Origin of the sequence: Streptomyces sp. NPDC101160, from assembly GCF_044768205.1 — a bacterium.
Classification (GTDB): domain Bacteria; phylum Actinomycetota; class Actinomycetes; order Streptomycetales; family Streptomycetaceae; genus Streptomyces.
In genome coordinates, this window is the sequence record NZ_JBIWPJ010000003.1 from 368,760 (window position 1) to 383,384 (window position 14,625).

General features: G+C 69.1%; 16 protein-coding genes and 1 pseudogene. 8 read left to right on the forward strand and 9 right to left on the reverse strand.

Features of this window, described 5'->3' with window-relative positions:
* Positions 1-91: 91 nt before the first annotated feature.
* Both ACIRSU_RS11060 and ACIRSU_RS11065 read right to left on the reverse strand, forming a co-directional pair.
* Positions 92-367: a hypothetical protein gene (locus ACIRSU_RS11060; RefSeq protein WP_403790806.1), complete on the reverse strand. Its 276-nt coding sequence runs from the start codon at positions 365-367 to the stop codon at positions 92-94.
* A 45-nt stretch (positions 368-412) separates the two neighbouring features.
* Positions 413-1,468, reverse strand: a complete 1,056-nt coding sequence (locus ACIRSU_RS11065; protein ID WP_403791479.1) for a site-specific integrase — start codon at positions 1,466-1,468, stop codon at positions 413-415.
* A 62-nt stretch (positions 1,469-1,530) separates the two neighbouring features.
* Here ACIRSU_RS11065 and ACIRSU_RS11070 point away from each other — a divergent pair, with 62 nt between their 5' ends.
* Complete coding sequence (locus ACIRSU_RS11070) at positions 1,531-1,803, forward strand: hypothetical protein (protein ID WP_403790808.1); 273 nt, start codon at positions 1,531-1,533, stop codon at positions 1,801-1,803.
* A gap of 147 nt (positions 1,804-1,950) precedes the next feature.
* Here ACIRSU_RS11070 and ACIRSU_RS11075 read toward each other — a convergent pair whose 3' ends face one another.
* Positions 1,951-2,175, reverse strand: a complete 225-nt coding sequence (locus ACIRSU_RS11075; protein ID WP_403790810.1) for a DUF6233 domain-containing protein — start codon at positions 2,173-2,175, stop codon at positions 1,951-1,953.
* Between the two features lie 605 nt (positions 2,176-2,780).
* Between ACIRSU_RS11075 and ACIRSU_RS11080 the strand changes: the two genes are divergently transcribed.
* Entirely contained in the window at positions 2,781-3,308 is a 528-nt protein-coding gene (locus tag ACIRSU_RS11080; protein WP_403790812.1) for a hypothetical protein, read from the forward strand.
* Between the two features lie 489 nt (positions 3,309-3,797).
* Here ACIRSU_RS11080 and ACIRSU_RS11085 read toward each other — a convergent pair.
* From ACIRSU_RS11085 to ACIRSU_RS11110, 6 genes and pseudogenes are all read right to left on the reverse strand, one after another.
* Positions 3,798-4,516 (reverse strand): annotated as a pseudogene (locus ACIRSU_RS11085) (Tn3 family transposase); the annotation flags it as partial.
* 284 nt (positions 4,517-4,800) lie between these two features.
* Entirely contained in the window at positions 4,801-5,322 is a 522-nt protein-coding gene (locus ACIRSU_RS11090) for a hypothetical protein (RefSeq protein WP_403790814.1), read from the reverse strand.
* Positions 5,319-6,755 carry a tyrosine-type recombinase/integrase gene (locus ACIRSU_RS11095; RefSeq protein WP_403790816.1) on the reverse strand — a complete coding sequence of 479 codons (1,437 nt, stop codon included), beginning with the start codon at positions 6,753-6,755 and terminating at the stop codon, positions 5,319-5,321. Before ACIRSU_RS11095 ends, ACIRSU_RS11090 begins: the two co-directional genes overlap by 4 nt.
* A complete protein-coding gene (locus ACIRSU_RS11100) occupies positions 6,712-7,818 on the reverse strand; it encodes a hypothetical protein (RefSeq protein ID WP_403790818.1) in 1,107 nt (368 codons plus the stop codon). Before ACIRSU_RS11100 ends, ACIRSU_RS11095 begins: the two co-directional genes overlap by 44 nt.
* The gene (locus ACIRSU_RS11105; RefSeq protein ID WP_403790820.1) at positions 7,815-8,084 is read right to left on the reverse strand and encodes a tyrosine-type recombinase/integrase; all 270 of its coding nucleotides are present in this window, start codon (positions 8,082-8,084) and stop codon (positions 7,815-7,817) included. The genes ACIRSU_RS11100 and ACIRSU_RS11105 overlap by 4 nt, the downstream gene beginning before the upstream one ends.
* Complete coding sequence (locus tag ACIRSU_RS11110) at positions 8,057-8,893, reverse strand: hypothetical protein (RefSeq protein ID WP_403790822.1); 837 nt, start codon at positions 8,891-8,893, stop codon at positions 8,057-8,059. Before ACIRSU_RS11110 ends, ACIRSU_RS11105 begins: the two co-directional genes overlap by 28 nt.
* Before the next feature lie 452 nt (positions 8,894-9,345).
* Between ACIRSU_RS11110 and ACIRSU_RS11115 the strand changes: the two genes are divergently transcribed.
* From ACIRSU_RS11115 to ACIRSU_RS11140, 6 genes are all read left to right on the forward strand, one after another.
* Positions 9,346-9,585: a hypothetical protein gene (locus tag ACIRSU_RS11115; protein ID WP_403790824.1), complete on the forward strand. Its 240-nt coding sequence runs from the start codon at positions 9,346-9,348 to the stop codon at positions 9,583-9,585.
* A gap of 674 nt (positions 9,586-10,259) precedes the next feature.
* Complete coding sequence (locus ACIRSU_RS11120; protein WP_403790826.1) at positions 10,260-11,399, forward strand: hypothetical protein; 1,140 nt, start codon at positions 10,260-10,262, stop codon at positions 11,397-11,399.
* A gap of 920 nt (positions 11,400-12,319) precedes the next feature.
* The gene (locus ACIRSU_RS11125; protein WP_384415017.1) at positions 12,320-12,532 is read left to right on the forward strand and encodes a hypothetical protein; all 213 of its coding nucleotides are present in this window, start codon (positions 12,320-12,322) and stop codon (positions 12,530-12,532) included.
* Complete coding sequence (locus ACIRSU_RS11130) at positions 12,532-12,786, forward strand: hypothetical protein (protein ID WP_403790828.1); 255 nt, start codon at positions 12,532-12,534, stop codon at positions 12,784-12,786. Before ACIRSU_RS11125 ends, ACIRSU_RS11130 begins: the two co-directional genes overlap by 1 nt.
* A gap of 131 nt (positions 12,787-12,917) precedes the next feature.
* On the forward strand, positions 12,918-13,055 hold the full coding sequence (locus ACIRSU_RS11135; RefSeq protein ID WP_403790830.1) for a hypothetical protein: 138 nt from the start codon (positions 12,918-12,920) through the stop codon (positions 13,053-13,055).
* 424 nt (positions 13,056-13,479) lie between these two features.
* Entirely contained in the window at positions 13,480-14,196 is a 717-nt protein-coding gene (locus ACIRSU_RS11140; RefSeq protein ID WP_403790832.1) for a hypothetical protein, read from the forward strand.
* Positions 14,197-14,625 lie beyond the last annotated feature (429 nt).

The following is a 14,625-nucleotide window of genomic DNA, read 5'->3' on the forward strand; positions in this document are numbered from 1 at the left end:
CGCCGCCCGGTAGAGGTCTCCTCGGCCCAGGTCAGATGCCCACTGGCCTTGGGCGTGACGGCTCTGCGCAGGGCTCCGGCGGTGTCGGGAATCAGCTGTCCGCCGCGGACATGTAGGTCAGCGGCTGAAGCGGACGCCGCAGCGTCCACCACACCGGCTGTGTGCGGCCCCGCGGCACCAGCCCGTGCAGCTCCTGCTGGTAGAGCCGCAGCCATACGAACGCGTCCGCCGAGGCCGGCACCTGTTGCCGGGCTCGGGAGCCCTTCCGGACAACGCTAATCAGCTGCTGTCCCGGGTCGACGTCGCACTGCCGGACGCCGATCAGCTCCGAGGCCCGGACACCGCTGGAGATCCAGAACGCGATCATGGCCCAGTCCCGATTCGACCGCAGCGCCGCGAACAGCGTGTTGAACTACTCGTCCGGGATCGAGCGCGGAATCCGGCGCGGAACCGTGGGCCGGTAGCGGCCCGTTCGCTCCGGTGCCCAGGCGTCCATCGGGTTGTGGTGTGCGTGCGCGCGGCCGGAGCGACGCGCCAGGTCGAGCGGGAACGGGTTGAGCAGCGGTCCGGATCCGGCATCACGGTGCAGGTCGTAGAACCTGCGCAGCACCGTTTCGCTGTGGGCGACGGTCGGCGGCGCATAGCCGGGCCCCGGGGTGGTTTCCCGGTCACCGGGTTCGGGGCGCCGACGGTGCGGGTCGGCCGCCGCTTGGCCGCGGTCGCGCGCGGCTTGACCGTCAGCTGGATCCAGCAGCTGAAATCGCGAGCGTCCACGCGCGTCGCTCGATCCCAGGGCACCTCGACCGCGTGCAGGAACGAGCGGACGGTCGCCGCCGCCTTCCCGGCTGCGAGCAGCTCCTGGAAGAACACCGCGACCGGCGCCACGGCCGCGCCGTCGGCGTCGACGAGCCGGTAGGGCTCGTACCGGTCGCCGGTCTCCACCAGCCGACCACACCGGGGAACGGCCAACCGCGACAGATCCCGCTCGGGCACACGATCGTTCATCACGACCGCAGACCGTACTGGGCCACAACCCCACCTGGGCCCTGAACTGCACAATCAACCTGGTTCGTTCAGTCAACGGGGCGTGTTCGTGGATGCAGGCGGTGCCGTAGGCGCGGGCGCAGGTGCCCACGGAAAGTTTGCGGCGTTCGAAGTGGCCGAGGAAGTCCTCCCACTCGGCGTCCGTGGGGGTGCGGTACTCCTCGGCGGGGCGCAGGGTGCGGCGGCGAGTGATGAAGGCGCGGTGGGCTTCGATGGTCTCGGTGGGGTAGATGGCGTTGTAGCCCATGGTGGTGTTGATGTTGGTGTGGCCGACGATGACCTGGGCGATGTGGGGTGGCAGGCCGGAGCGGATGGCGTCGGTGATGAACATCCGCCGGAAGTCGTGCGGGGCGAAGTCCAGCGGCTGACCACTGGCGTCGGTGAGGCCGATGAAGGCGAGGACGTCGCCGAGAGCGTTGCGGATGAACTCGCGTCGAGCACCTGGCCGAGCTCGGCGAGCTGCTCACCGATCGCTACACCGAAGCCTTGCACGAGGTGATTGCCGCGAAGGCGGAGCACCGGGAGCCCGCCCCGGTCGCGGGTGAGGAGGAGGCGCCGGCGCAGGTCGTGGATCTGATGGCCGCGCTGGAAGCGTCTGTGGCGAAGGCGAAGGAGTCTCGGGGCGAGCCCGGCGGGCCGGCGACCGTGCACGAGATGCCGAAGCCGAAGAAGACCGCGGCCAAGAAGACCCCCGCGAAGAAGGCGTCCTCGAAAGAGACGAAGAAGACTGCGGCTTCGCGGCGCCGGAAGTCCGCCTGAGGGCAGGTGTGCATGACGGATTCGCGGGCAGACGGGCGTGGAGCGCATGGGACACGCTCGTTGCCGGGCCCGCGAGTTCCCCCGTTCGTGGGGCCCGGCAGGGTCGAGACCGGCCCGCGCCTGTGGTGGGCGCGGGCCGGTCAGTCATCAGTCGAGGATGCCGAGGTCGGCGTCGGCGCGGCAGATCTGGCAGGCCTGGATCCGGCCCTCGGCGAGAGCACGGCGTGCCTGGTCCTGAGAGATCGGGCGGGTGTGGCCGCTGGTCATGCGGCAGTCGCCGCGGTGAACGCTATCGGGGACGGCCTGGCCGCCCTGACGCAGGTAGGAGACCACCCAGGCCGGTGGCTCCCGGCGTGCCCGGATGGGGCGCATCGCCGCCTCCCGCTTCATGACCTCGGCCCTCTTGATCCGGAGTCGCGCAGGATGACCAGCGCCAGCCGCTCCAGGATGTCCAGCTGGCCGAGGTCCTCGGGCAGGTCCAGCACGGCCGATCACGCCATGGCGAGCGGAGTGGTCGCAGCTGCCCCGGGCTTCTTCTGCAAGGCCGGCGCGTCGGCCTGGCACTTCTTGCACAGCGGGTTCTCTGGGGCTGCTCGTGTGGTGCGAGGCGTCGGAAGGAGCGTCGTCGCAGCTCAGCGTCGGTCACGTTCACCGTAGCGGCTGCAACAGGTGTGGCGCCATCGCTGAATCGAGCGAGGCTTGACGCCTCTCCGAATCCGGTGGGGAACCCCAGCGCGGTCCGGGGGTTGATACTGGTGGGGTCTCCTGTCCAACTGTCGCCAGTTCCTTGGGAGCCCACCCTGCTGGTGACCGTGTGTGGTCGCCAGCAGGCTGTCCGCTCCACTTTCCTCGGCTTCGGGCCGCATGGTTTTCGGTCATTGAAGGTTGGCCCTCTGGTCTGAGGCTGACAGTGCGGCGATGTTGTGGACTTGCACGTCGCACTCGGGTGCGCGACGGCGGAGACAGAGGGAGATCCGATGGGCACCGGGGATTTCGTGCGGGTGGTGGGGCGTCGTGCCGCGCTGCGGTATGTGCTGGCGGGGATAGCGGCCGCTACCGTGGCCGCCTGCTCGGGTAACGGGTCCCCCAGCGTCAGATTCCAGACCCTGGGGGCGTTCCTGAAGGGCAGCTGGGAGTTCGAGGCCGAGAACGGCGCGGGGGCACGGATCGTCGTGTCTGAAGACGGGCGGTGGCTGATGAGCGGCGGGGGCACGGACACTCCGTGGTCAGCGGAAGGTAACTGGTCCTTCGAGGGGGGCCGCCTCTCCGTGACGCTTGAGCGGCGCACCCCGTATGTGGTCCACGACGTTCCCGAGAAGGTGGAGAAGGCACTCGGGGGCAGGTACACCCTGTCGGGGGGACTGATCGATGGCCAGGACGCGGGCTACTCAAAGATGCAGATCAGCGGATCCAACGACAAAGTGGTGCTGACGTTCCCCGAATATGCGGACGACAGGCCCCGGGTGGTCACCTGCACTCGGGTGGAGGCCCACGAGGCGCCCTGAGCCTGGCCGACTCCCGGGCAGGCTCCGGCTGGCGGATTACTGGTGTTCGCATTCACCCGCCGCTGGTTCCCCGAGGAGTCCAGCCCGCTGGTGACCTTCCGTGATCTCCTGGGGCGTATCGGCTCCATGTGCCGCCAGTCTCGTTGCGGAGGCGGGTGCTGGTCTTGTGGTGGTAGCCGAGCGCGTCCGCGACCACGGGGGCGGGCATGTCGAAGAGCTGCTGGCGGATGGCGGCGCCGCGGGCAGCTGCGGCGATCCCCGGTACATCTCCCCCTACCGGCTTCGGGACGCGATCAGGGAGTTCTTCGGTACCGAACAACCGCGGTACTCCGAGGCCGCAGGCGGTCTGGTGCTCGGTGTCAAGCTCCTGACGTCCTGACACGCCCGGGCTTTCGACCTGCCGGCAGGTGGGCTTCGCCAGGTCGTCCGCCTGCCAGCAGTGCGCGGGGTGGCCGCACACCCCGGCCGGACGCCGCGCTCCGCCGGCGCTCACTCCCGTTCGAGCCGGTCCGGGTCGCGCAGGGGCCGCAGGCCGCCGGGCATCTCCGGCAGCAGGAAGCCGTACCGGCCGAACATGTTCACGTGGTGCCGCACGAAGGGCGAGAGGCGGGCGACGTCCTCGTCGCGGACGTCGAAGCCCTCGGAGCGCAGCCGCTCCACGGCGGCGTCCATGTAGCGGGTGTTGAACAGCACCAGGGCGTTGAGGACCAGGCCAGCGCGCCGATCTGGTCCTCCATGCCTTCCTGGTAGTGCTGGTAGAGCTGGCCGGCGCGGCCGTGGAAGATCTTCCGGGCGAGCGCGTGGCGGCCCTCCTGGAGGTTGGCCTGGGCCTTGATGCGGCGGCGGTAGGACGGTTCGTCGGTCAGGCGCAGGATGTGCAGGGTCTTGGCGATCCGGCCGTAGTGCGCGATGGCGTCGCCGAGCACGGTGGGGCGGCCGTCGCGGGAGAGCATGCGGATCACGTCGTAGGCCCGCACCGCGCTGGTGTGGATGGAACCGATGATCCGCAGCACGTCCTCCCAGTTCCGCTCGATCCGTTCCAGGTCGATCCGGCCGCGAGCGGCGTCCTGGAAGGCGCCGTAGTCGGCGGTGCGGTCGATGCGCCACAGCTTCTGGTCGGGCAGGTCCGCCAGCTGCGGCGCGTAGGCGAACCCGGCCAGGGTGAGCAGGCCGAACACGATGTCGGAGTACGAGGCGGTGTCGGTGACACCATCTCCACATGGTCTGGGTCTGGGCAGTTCGGCTCGCACACCGGCGTCCTGGTGACTCAGAATGAGCGCGGAGAGGCGCCCTCGTCTGAGGTGGACGGGGATGGGCACCTTGAACGGGCTGGGAACCTGATCATCGTGCCTCCCAGCCACCTCCCAGTCGAGCTGTTCAGTGGCGACGGTGATGGCAGGGTCTCGGAGATCCTGGAAGTCTGAGCTTTACCCCCGGGGCTGGCGTACCACTTTGCGCTGGCGGATTCCGGGGGTTAGCCAGGTGCTTTGCGTCACCCGCGCTGGTTCAGGGCTCGGGTCAGCTCCCGGTTCGCGGCCCGGGCTGCCTCGAGCTCGGACTGCCGCTCCTCCAGGTCGCGCTCCAGGTCGACCGTGCGCTGTTCGAGTCGGGCGATGGTGGCCTGCAGTTCGGCTACGTCGGTGTGGACGCCGAACCCGGACTCCCGCCAGGCCTGCTCGCCAAGCTGACGGGACAGGTGCTCTTCGAGTTGCTGAACCCGGGCGGCCAGGCGGGTCGCTCGGGCATTGGCATTGGCGAGGTCCGTCTGGAGCGATTGCGTAGTGACCGGCGCGGACCCAGGTAGCGGGTCGGTAGGGCGGGTGGAGGCCGTGTGGAGCTTGTCCAGCAGATCGCGGTGGCGGTAGAGGAAGGTGCGGTCCACACGGGCCGCGCGGGCGATGGCCGAGGCGGTCAGCTGGGTGCCGTCGCGCGCAGCCGCAGCGATGGCTTCCTGGACTCGTCGGCGGCGCCGGTCGGTGCCGGCGTGGCGGCCTTCGTTCATCGGGCTGGTCACGTGAGGGTCCTTGTCGGTCGGACGTCGGGCAGGGGCTGGCGGACGCGGGGCATGCCGAGCATGACGGTGCGGCTGCGGCGGACGACGCTGACGGCCTGTTCGATGTGGGCGCGGTCTTCGGGGGTGAGGTCGTCGAGGTCGGTCTGGACGCGTTCGATCAGGCGGCGGATGCGGCGGATCTCTTCTTCGGAGGGCATGACTTGGCTGCGGGCCCAGTCGTCGGCTGCGAAGGCGGACATGAGTCTTTCGCGGCTGCGGAGCAGGTCGGCGAGGCGGGCTTGGAGGTCGGGGAGGTAGGAGACGTCGGTGGAGAAGTGCTCGCAGCCCAGGCAGCGGAAGCGCAGCGGGCAGGCGTGGCTGCCGGCGGCGACGTTGGTCGGTTCGCGGCATACGCCGTAGGGGGTGGCGACCTCGCCGATCGCGCGGCGGACGTGTTCGGAGTCGAGCAGGCTCTTCGCCGTGCGCCAGACCCGGTTGCCGTGCCGGTCGAACTGCAGGGCGGTGACGCGGTCGACGGCTTCGCGGCGGCGTTCCTCGCCGACGCGGTAGTAGCCCATGGTGGGGTGGATCAGCCGGTGGTCCATCAGCTCCTGGAGTACGTCGACTGGGACGCCGGCGTCGGCGTGCCGCTGTGCGTAGCAGTGCCGGTAGGCGTAGGGGAAGATCCGGGTCTTGTCGAACGGCACCAGCCGTGTGATGCGGGTGTCTGCTTCGGCGACGACGACGGGCACGAGCAGGTCGGGCAGGGACCTGACCCAGGTCCGGTGCTGGCCGGAGATGTCGACGAGCGGCTTGGTGCCTTCCGGGTTGGTCTTGGGTCGCGGGAGGAGCCGGAGCCGAGCCGGGTCTGCCGTGGGGAAGCGTTCGCGGACGCGCTGCTGCTGGCGGCGGATGACCGCGGCGGTCTCGGCGCCGATCGGCAGGCGCCGTCTGAGCCGGTATCCCTTGTGGTTGTCGTAGATGAGGACGTCGGAGCCGTCCGGGTCCTGTTCCAGGCAGTCGAGGGCGAGGGTGTTGATTTCGTCGGGGCGTCGTCCGGTGTCGATGAGGAGCTCGGTGGCGACGCGGACCTCGGTGCCGCTCATGGCCTCCAGCTCGTCGAGGTGGGCGCACAGCTCGCGCATGACGTCGTCCGGCAGGTCGCGGCCGGCTTCGGTGTCCTCGGGCTCGTCGGGCATGTCCTCGGGCCCGATCGCGAACTCTGCCGGCATGCCTTCCAGTAGCTGCCCCTTCGCGGTGAGCCCGAGGGAGCGGAAGCGGAGCAGGACCCGGCGGACGAACCGGGTGAAGGTCAGGCGGCGCGCGGGGCTGATCTGCCCGGTCGAGGTGAAGTAGCCCATGCGGTTGGTGAAGGCGACGATGTCGCTGCGTCCCCATGCCGCAGGCACTTCACCGCGGTCCTCGCCCTGCAGGCGCAGGCTCTCCGAGAGCATGCCCCCCCGCGGCGATGACCGCGCGCGTGTACTGGACGGCGTTCTTGTTCCGGCGGCGGGGAAGGTCGTCGTAGACCCAGATCTTCATTGCCTCCCGCAGCGGTTCTTGCAGCACGGGCGCGAACGAGATGCGGCCGGTGTAGCCGAAGACCGCCATGTCCCACACGTCCTTGACGCGTTCGGCCTCCGGCGTCATGTTCAGCAGGCGAAGCGCGCGCTGCCAGGCCCGGATCATCGTGACCTGCTCGCGGCTGAGCCCGTGCGCGGCCGGATCCGTCATCTCCTCCAGCGCCTGCACCTGGAGGGCGCGCAGCCGGTCGTAGAGCGGGCGCAGGCACTCGGGCCGCGACTTCTTGCCCTCCTGCGTTCGGGCCCACAGCCCGTACAGGAGCTCGGCGACCAGCCGGTCCGGCAGACCGCGCAGGCTGGCCTCGCGGGTCGTGCTGATCGACTTGTCCGTCCGTCGCCACAGGGCCTCGTCGAAGCCGGGCTCGATGCGGGCTCGGTACAGGCGGTGCAGGTGCGCTTTGCAGTACGGGTCCTGTCTGCCAGCGCGGTCGAGGTAGCACGCGGCCACCTCACACGTCCCCAGCGAGGCGTACCCGCTCACCCTCGGATGGACCAGGAACTCCTCCAGCCTCAGGACGTTCAACCCGGCAGCGGAGTGCTGGGTGCGGTGCGCCATGCACAGTCGGCCGGCGACGCTGTCGCGGGGCCGTTCACAGCCTTCGACCGCGCACGGGGCTTCTCCGGTACCGCGGCTCGTTCTCTTCGGCAGCAGTCGGAATTCCTCCAGCGGGAGGCTGGATCCTCGCCACCGTTCCATGCAGCCCCCGCACATCGGCCTCGTCGACACGGTGATCGCCAGGGGGCAACCCGGCACAGGGCAGTTGGGTAGGCCGATCACGGGATGCTGGCGTGACCAGGTGATCACCCGCCGGTCCCAGTCCCACCCGAGCACGGCGAGAAAGTCCTCGTCGAGGGCGCGCAGGATCTCCCCCAGCCGCTCATCGCCAGCCGGTGCCCCACTCGGCGGCAGAGCCGCGGCGCTCGCCGTCTTCACCGGCTGGCCCCCGGCCCGCCCATGCCGCGCGGTGAGGGCCCCCGCTCGACCGCCGCCCGCACGCGCCGGGGATCCGGGAACACGTACGGCGCCTGGGAGCCGAGGCTCTTCTGGCCGAGCGCCGCCTGCACCTCATCTGGCGCACCGCCGGCGTCGGCGACGTTCGACGCGAACGCCCGGCGCGCCATGTGTGCGCCCACCCGCCGGTCCAGGCCGGCCCGGACGCAGAGCCGTTCCATCAGCTCGCCGATCGCCTCCGGCGACATCGGCTCACCCAGCGGAGCCCGAACAGGTTCACCAGCAGGAAGTCGCTCCCGCCCTCCCCGAGAAGCCGGTGCCGCTCCTCGTAGTACAGGTCGAACCCGCCGACCACGAGGAAGTCCAGCGGCGCCACCCACGAGTGCCGCGACTTCGACCAGGCACCGTTCACGTTCTCCCGCCGCCGCACGTGCACGTGCGAGCCCGGGTAGTCGCAGCCCAGCGCCCGGGAATCGGGCAGAAGATGAACGTCGCTGCGCCGCAGACCCGCTACCTGACCGCGGCGAAGTCCGACCCGGCCGACCAGCAGGACGATCAGCCGGTCCCGCGCGTTGCGGCAGGCGACGAACATCGCCACCAGCTCCGCGTCCTCCGCCCGGTCCACCTGCTTCTCCGGCTCGCGCAGCGAGTGCACCGGCCGCAACCGGTAGAACAGGCCGCCGTCCTCACCTTGCGCCTGCGCGGGCAGGTCTCGACTGTCTGCGAGCTCGTAGATCTGCCCGAGCAGCGACCTCGATGCCTCGCCCACCGACACCGCGTACGACAACAGACCCCGCACCGCGACGAGCACCCGGTTGATCCGCCGCTCACCCCGCACCGGGACGGCGCCCGGCCCAGGCTGCACCACCGGCACCCCACCGTCCCGGGGCGCCGGGGTGTATTTCAGCCAGACCATGAACAGGCCGAGGTCCCGGCCCGCCGTCATCCACTCGCGGCCCGTCAAGCCGCACCAGCGCAGGTAGAGCGCGACGCCGCCGGCGTATGCCTTCGTCGTCAGCTCCGCTCGGTCCCGCCCGAACCGAAGATTCCGGAGCACTGATCAGCTTCAGGGACGACCTCCAGGTCGTCGTCAAGGACCGTCCAGTACCTCTGCCCGGACGGCATCACCACGGGAAACGCCCGCACCATCAACTCCTGCCACGAGTCGTGCAACAACCCGCCGCAGAGCCACACCCCCCGAGAACGAGTCCCAGGAGCTCAACGAACCCACCTCACCACACGTCACACCACAACCGGTCCACCCCAAGAAAAAGCGGGCATCCGCCGGGGCCATAGCGGTGACGGACGGCCTGGCAGCGGGCGCACGGCCCGCGCTGGTCGGCGGGGCACAGCTCCGGCGGCAGGTTCTTGGAGGCGGGGGCGGGGCTGGCCATGGCGGGCGGCTTTCTCGGACACGGCGGGACGGCAGCGCCAGGGTAGAACTTCTGTTCCCATTCGGCGGCGCGGCACGCGTGGCGCACTAATTCGAACGCATGTTTCCATAGTCGCATGGAGTGCACCCCCTTCCCATCCGACCTCCTCGACGCCCAGACCAGCTGGATCACCGTCTACGAGGCGCTCGCCCGGCCCTGCCCCACCCGCGCGACCGCGCTCCGCCGCCACCTGATCCGCCTCTCGGCCCAGGTCTACTTCCACCCGTACTGGGCCCGCCCTGCCGCGGGCGGCCGCCCCGAGCTGCTGCTCGCCGCCCGCGCCCAGCACCACCGCCAGGAGGTGACGGCCGCATGACCCACCACGACCGCGACCGAGTGATCTGGCACATACGGTGCCGGCCGGACACCGCTCCCGACGATCACCGCCGCGTCCTGGGCCTGCTCGGCGAGTACACGGCCTGCGCTGTATCAGCGACTGCGGTGTTCCCCAATGGCGGAACGTCCTTTAGAAGGCACATCCGGGCTTCGTTTACGGCACTGCGGGTTTCGGCCCTGGACGGTCTCTCGGCGGCGGCGACAGTGCCGGGCCCCTCCGCAAGCGCAATGACCTGCTGCAGAGCGGATATCGTCGTGATCCCCGGGCGGAAGGGCCGCTCGCCGCCCGGGACGGGCCAGCCACCGTCATGTGAGGCCGACCAGGAGCGATCCTTCTCAGGGTCACCACGGTCACCTCGGCCCAGGGCCGCTCGAGCCAGCCTGCGGCGGGCTCAGGCTGCCGCAGGCCCTCCAGTTCGATGTGATCCGGGTTCAGCCCGGTCTCCTCGGCCAGTTCCTCGGCACTGATCTTCCGCTCCAGCCCGTCCCCGTCCATCTGGCGCACCAGCGGTAGCAGGCTGCTCGCCGAGACAGAAGGCTTGCTGAGAGGAAGGACGACCGGACGGAACCCGGCCGCTTCCCTTCGCCGAAAGCGATCGAGGAGACGTCGTGAACAGACGATTTTCCGCTGCCGTTTTCCTGCTCGGTCTGCTTGTGAGTGTTTCGACAGCAGTCCCGGCCAGCGCCGTCTCGGTCACGCCTCCGGTCGCCTCCGACTGCTCGCAGGACGTCACCGACGCGTTCAATTCGTGGCTGGCCACGGTCCCCGACGGCGCGACGATCCACCTCGCCCACAACGGCTGTTATCTGACCAACGGCTCGATCACCTTCACCGACCGTAAGAACATCACCATCGCGGGCAACGGCGCGACCATCAAAGCCACCGTCGATGTGACACCGCATACCAACCGTGCGCGGCTCTGGTTCAACCGAGGTGGCGGCTTTGTGGTCCGCAACGTGACCTTGCAGGGCACGAACTTCTCCCCGGACTGCGCGCAGCCCGGAGGTATCTCCTGCTACAACTCGGTCCTGGAGGCCGATACCGGCATCAAGGTCTGGGGCTCGGATGGCGTCCTGATCGACCGGGTGCACTTCGAGAACACCTGGGGTGACGCCCTGGAGGCGGACCCCGGCGGAACCTGGGACGCTCAGGGCAACGGCGCGGTGCCCGCCCGCAACGTTACCGTCCGCAACTCCACCGTGCACACGACCGGCCGGCACGCGTTCTCCTGCATCGACTGCCACAACTACATCATCGCGGACAACGTCATCTCCAACGTCGGCTACTGGATGGTCGACGTCGAGATCGAGGGTGCGGTGTGGAGCGGCGACGTCACGCTCGCGCGGAACACGTACAGCAACGTATACCTCGGACTGCTGGCGGCGGCGAGCAACCTCGGCGTCACGCCCGGCCCGTTCCTGATCCATGACAACGTGCAAACAGATGACCCCGTCACCTGCTATCCCCCGATCTACATCGCCCCGCCGACCAACACCTACGGCCCGGCGACGGTCACCGGGAACAACCTGAGGACGCTGAGCAACGGCATGGTCCTTGGCCACGTCTCCAGGGCCGACGTCGTCGGGAACACCACCACCTTCATCCCCGGCGGCGGATGCGGGTACTCCGCCGGGGTGGAACTGGACAACGTACCCAGCGGCGTGGTCACCCACAACACGTTCATCGGCGCGAGCCCCGTTGCACGCCTCAACTCGTCGACGGCCACAGTGTGCGGCAACCGGACGACCGCGTTGGGCAAGTACGACCAGCCTGTGCCCTGCGGGCGGGTGTGAGCGTGCCGATCAGTGCTGGCGGGGTGGGGCGATCAGGCTGCCGAAGGCCCGCCACCGACGAGGCGCAGCCCGCCGGTGTGGTCGGCGTCCTGCTGGGCTGAGCCGCGCCAGCTGGCGACAGCGACCGTCTGTAGGTGGGCCTTCGTCTCGGGGAACCCCGAGACGAAGGCCCACTGTCTTCTGCACCGTCTTTCTGAATCGCGTCCTGGCCGCGATGCGGCACGAGGTCAGGGAGCTGAAGGTCTTCGCGCGGCTGATCGGTGAGAAGGCCGCTGCGGCAGCTTCCATGTCGGAAGCGGAGGCGCCAGCGGTCCAGGTCGCCGTTCTCCAAGTACGAGACGAACTCGATCGCGTTCAGGTGCGGCTCTAGGGCGGAGAGGTCACGAAGGAGTCAGCCGCTTCCGAGTTCGCGTTGGCCGTTCGTCTTCTCGAAGAGCAGCATGCCAGCTGGTGTGCGGCAGACCCCGAGGATGAGCAGCGGTGGGACGTGGCGTGGGTGGAGAAGAACCTCGGCAACCGGCTCGCAGCACTGATGTGGCTGAGAGAGCTGGTGGTGCGGCTCTTCGAGGACGCCAATGCCTGCGCCTTCCAGTTGAGCTGATCGATTCGCGGAGGCCGGAAACGGGAAGCGCCCGTCCCTCTCAATGAGGGCGGGTGCTTCCCCTGTGTCGTTCCGGTGGGTCAGCCGGTGAGCTGGCAGACCCATTCGCGGCTGCAGCCCCCAGGGCATCCCTCACCGATACAAAGGGGCTGCCGTCCTGATGACGGGCGGCAGCGACGACCGGGGCGAAGTACCGGCCCTTTCCTGACAACCTCGTCCAGACTCAGACGCGGCGGCGGAGCAGTGACCTCGGCGACGGGCTGCCTGGCCTAGGCCGCCTGCGCTAGCCTCAGGGTGTACCCGACCGGCGGAGGCCCCGATGGCGCACCTGATCTTCGACGAGGACGAGCAGCAGCAGCTGCGCGCATCGGCCCGCGAGCATGCCGCGGCCGGCGAGGGACTGCTCGCGTACGCGCTGGAGCAACTCGCCGCCGAGGGCATCGACCTGTCGAAGGTCACCCCGTACGAGGACATCCAGGCGCGGCACGGGCTCGGCGGCCAGGACGCCGCTCGTACGCCCGGCGCTGCCTGATGGCGCCGAAGCACGGCCCGTGGCGGGCCCATGTCGTTCTGCACGACGTCGCGGAGCGTCAGATCGACGCGATGACGGACGCCGAGCGCGAGGTCCTCGACGCCGCGATCGTCCGCCTGTCCCTCGACCACCGGATCGGGGCTCGTGTTGAGGACAAGCTCGAGTGGGAATGTCGCGACGACCGGGTCCGGGTGGTGTACATCCCCACCGTCATCGGCACGATCATCCTGGTTGCGTACGTCGAGGTCGACTGAGAGGGGGCACCATGGCGTCGCGGTCTCGCAAGTACACCCGGCCTGAGGCGGATCCGGAGGGCCGCTTCCGCCCCCTCCCCGCTCCGGCGCAGGTGGAACGGGCAGAGGAGCTAGTGAGGGCCCTGTCCCCTGTGAGGCCGTCCGAGACCGTCAAGTCCGATGCATGGTGGGGCAGTTTCCGCGAAGACGAGAAGGTCTTCCTCCCCGGCGTCTGGATCGGTATCGGACTGGCCGTCTTCATCCTCGTGTCGATCTTGACCCATCTGTAGGAGTCGGTGCCGGTCAGTCAAGCCGTAGGCGAGCGACCTGCAACTGGAACACCGCCGTAAACGGCACTACCTACGGCTGCTGAAACCCGCCACGCCCGCAGCAGCAGACTTAGCTCCGGCCCCAGGCCTGCTGCGGGCGCCACCTCTCAGGAAGACGCCCTCGCGCACTCGTAGCCCGTGCGGTGCGGACGACGGCGCCATCCGCACCGTCGCCCGCCACGGCCACGACACCTCGACGCTCACCGTCCTCGCCATCGCGTACGCCGGCACCTGACACCGGATGCCCCTCGTCAAACGAGCCCGTGACCGTCGGCGTCGCACTGTGGGGCCCTTGGACGCGTTGGTGAGTCGACGCGCGGCGTGGCGGCTGGCTGCTTGATCACGAGTCCATGCAAGGTGGCGACATCCTCACGAGGGAGCGCGCATGGGACAGGAGTCGCCGCCGAGCATGGGCGAGCCGGAAGACAATGAGCCTTCTGGCGAGGGCCGTGGCAGCCGTCTGCGGGGATGGCAGACTCTGCTGGCCGCGATCGTCACCGCGGTGGCAGCGCTGATCGGAATCCTGATCATGAGGGGCTCCCAGACTGGCCCACAGCCGCCTCCCAAGACCACATCTTCTGAACCCGGGGCCACCATCCGGCAGGAGGCCTACATCACTAAGGCGTGGTCCGGCCCCCATCCCAGACTCCCCTCACCGGCCGTGATGTACCACCTCGAGGGAAGGTTCAAGAACCTTGAGCCTGGAACGGCCGTGGTCGGTCGCCTGGGCCCCGAAACGGCGCCCGACAACACACAACAGTGGGTCATGGCCAACGCCGTCCTGGACAGGGCGCGCAGTACGTGGAGGGTGGACCTACGACTACAGCGTCCAGGGAAGAAGATCTTCTATCAAGTTGGTACGGCCTCGGAGGATCTGTATGAGGGCTGCCCTGCCGAAACCGCGTGCCTCGTCGACGAGCCCGACATCAGGCCAACCGACAGCGGCGAGCCGGATGGGGGCGCTCACGCTACCCCCACCGAGCCGAGCTCTGGCACAGGCAAGCCTGACGCCTCGCTCGACGGGTTCACACCGACTACTCCCCTCACCGACGCAAAGACAGGTCAGAAGTATTCGTCTCCTCCGCCCGGCGTCGGCCCCTGAGGCATTGTCCCCGTCCCGGTGAAGTTCCTGGCGTTCTAGGCGGTTTCGCTTGGATCACCTGGCGGACCAGAGGAAGATCCCCACGACGTGCAACCCGGCCAAGTAGATGGCTGCGGTCTTCTCGTAGCGGGTGGCGATCCCTCGCCACAGCCTCAAGCGGTTGATGCAGCGTTCGACGGTGTTGCGCTGCTCGTGTGCCTAGCGATTGAAGGCGGGTGGTCTACCACCACGACTGCCGCGCTGCAGACGGTGTCCGCGTTGATCGGCTGGCACGGGAATGACCGCCCGGATGCCACAGGGTGGGGAGCACACCCGGCGCGATCAGAGTATGTACCGACGCCGCATCTTCCGTCTCCGCTTCACCCCAACTCTGCGGCCCCAGCAAACGCAGATGTGCCCCCTCGTGAGCCTTATCTCAACGGAATCAGC

What these genes read in the sequence shown, in the direction of transcription:
- ACIRSU_RS11060 (WP_403790806.1), bottom strand. Translation starts at nt 367, where the DNA reads ATGATCGCGTTCTGGATCTCCAGCGGTGTCCGGGCCTCGGAGCTGATC.
- ACIRSU_RS11075 (WP_403790810.1), bottom strand. Translation starts at nt 2,175, where the DNA reads ATGCGCCCCATCCGGGCACGCCGGGAGCCACCGGCCTGGGTGGTCTCC.
- ACIRSU_RS11080 (WP_403790812.1), top strand. Translation starts at nt 2,781, where the DNA reads ATGGGCACCGGGGATTTCGTGCGGGTGGTGGGGCGTCGTGCCGCGCTG.
- ACIRSU_RS11095 (WP_403790816.1), bottom strand. Translation starts at nt 6,755, where the DNA reads ATGCTCTCGGAGAGCCTGCGCCTGCAGGGCGAGGACCGCGGTGAAGTG.
- ACIRSU_RS11105 (WP_403790820.1), bottom strand. Translation starts at nt 8,084, where the DNA reads ATGTCGCCGGAGGCGATCGGCGAGCTGATGGAACGGCTCTGCGTCCGG.
- ACIRSU_RS11115 (WP_403790824.1), top strand. Translation starts at nt 9,346, where the DNA reads ATGGAGTGCACCCCCTTCCCATCCGACCTCCTCGACGCCCAGACCAGC.
- ACIRSU_RS11125 (WP_384415017.1), top strand. Translation starts at nt 12,320, where the DNA reads ATGGCGCACCTGATCTTCGACGAGGACGAGCAGCAGCAGCTGCGCGCA.
- ACIRSU_RS11130 (WP_403790828.1), top strand. Translation starts at nt 12,532, where the DNA reads ATGGCGCCGAAGCACGGCCCGTGGCGGGCCCATGTCGTTCTGCACGAC.
- ACIRSU_RS11140 (WP_403790832.1), top strand. Translation starts at nt 13,480, where the DNA reads ATGGGACAGGAGTCGCCGCCGAGCATGGGCGAGCCGGAAGACAATGAG.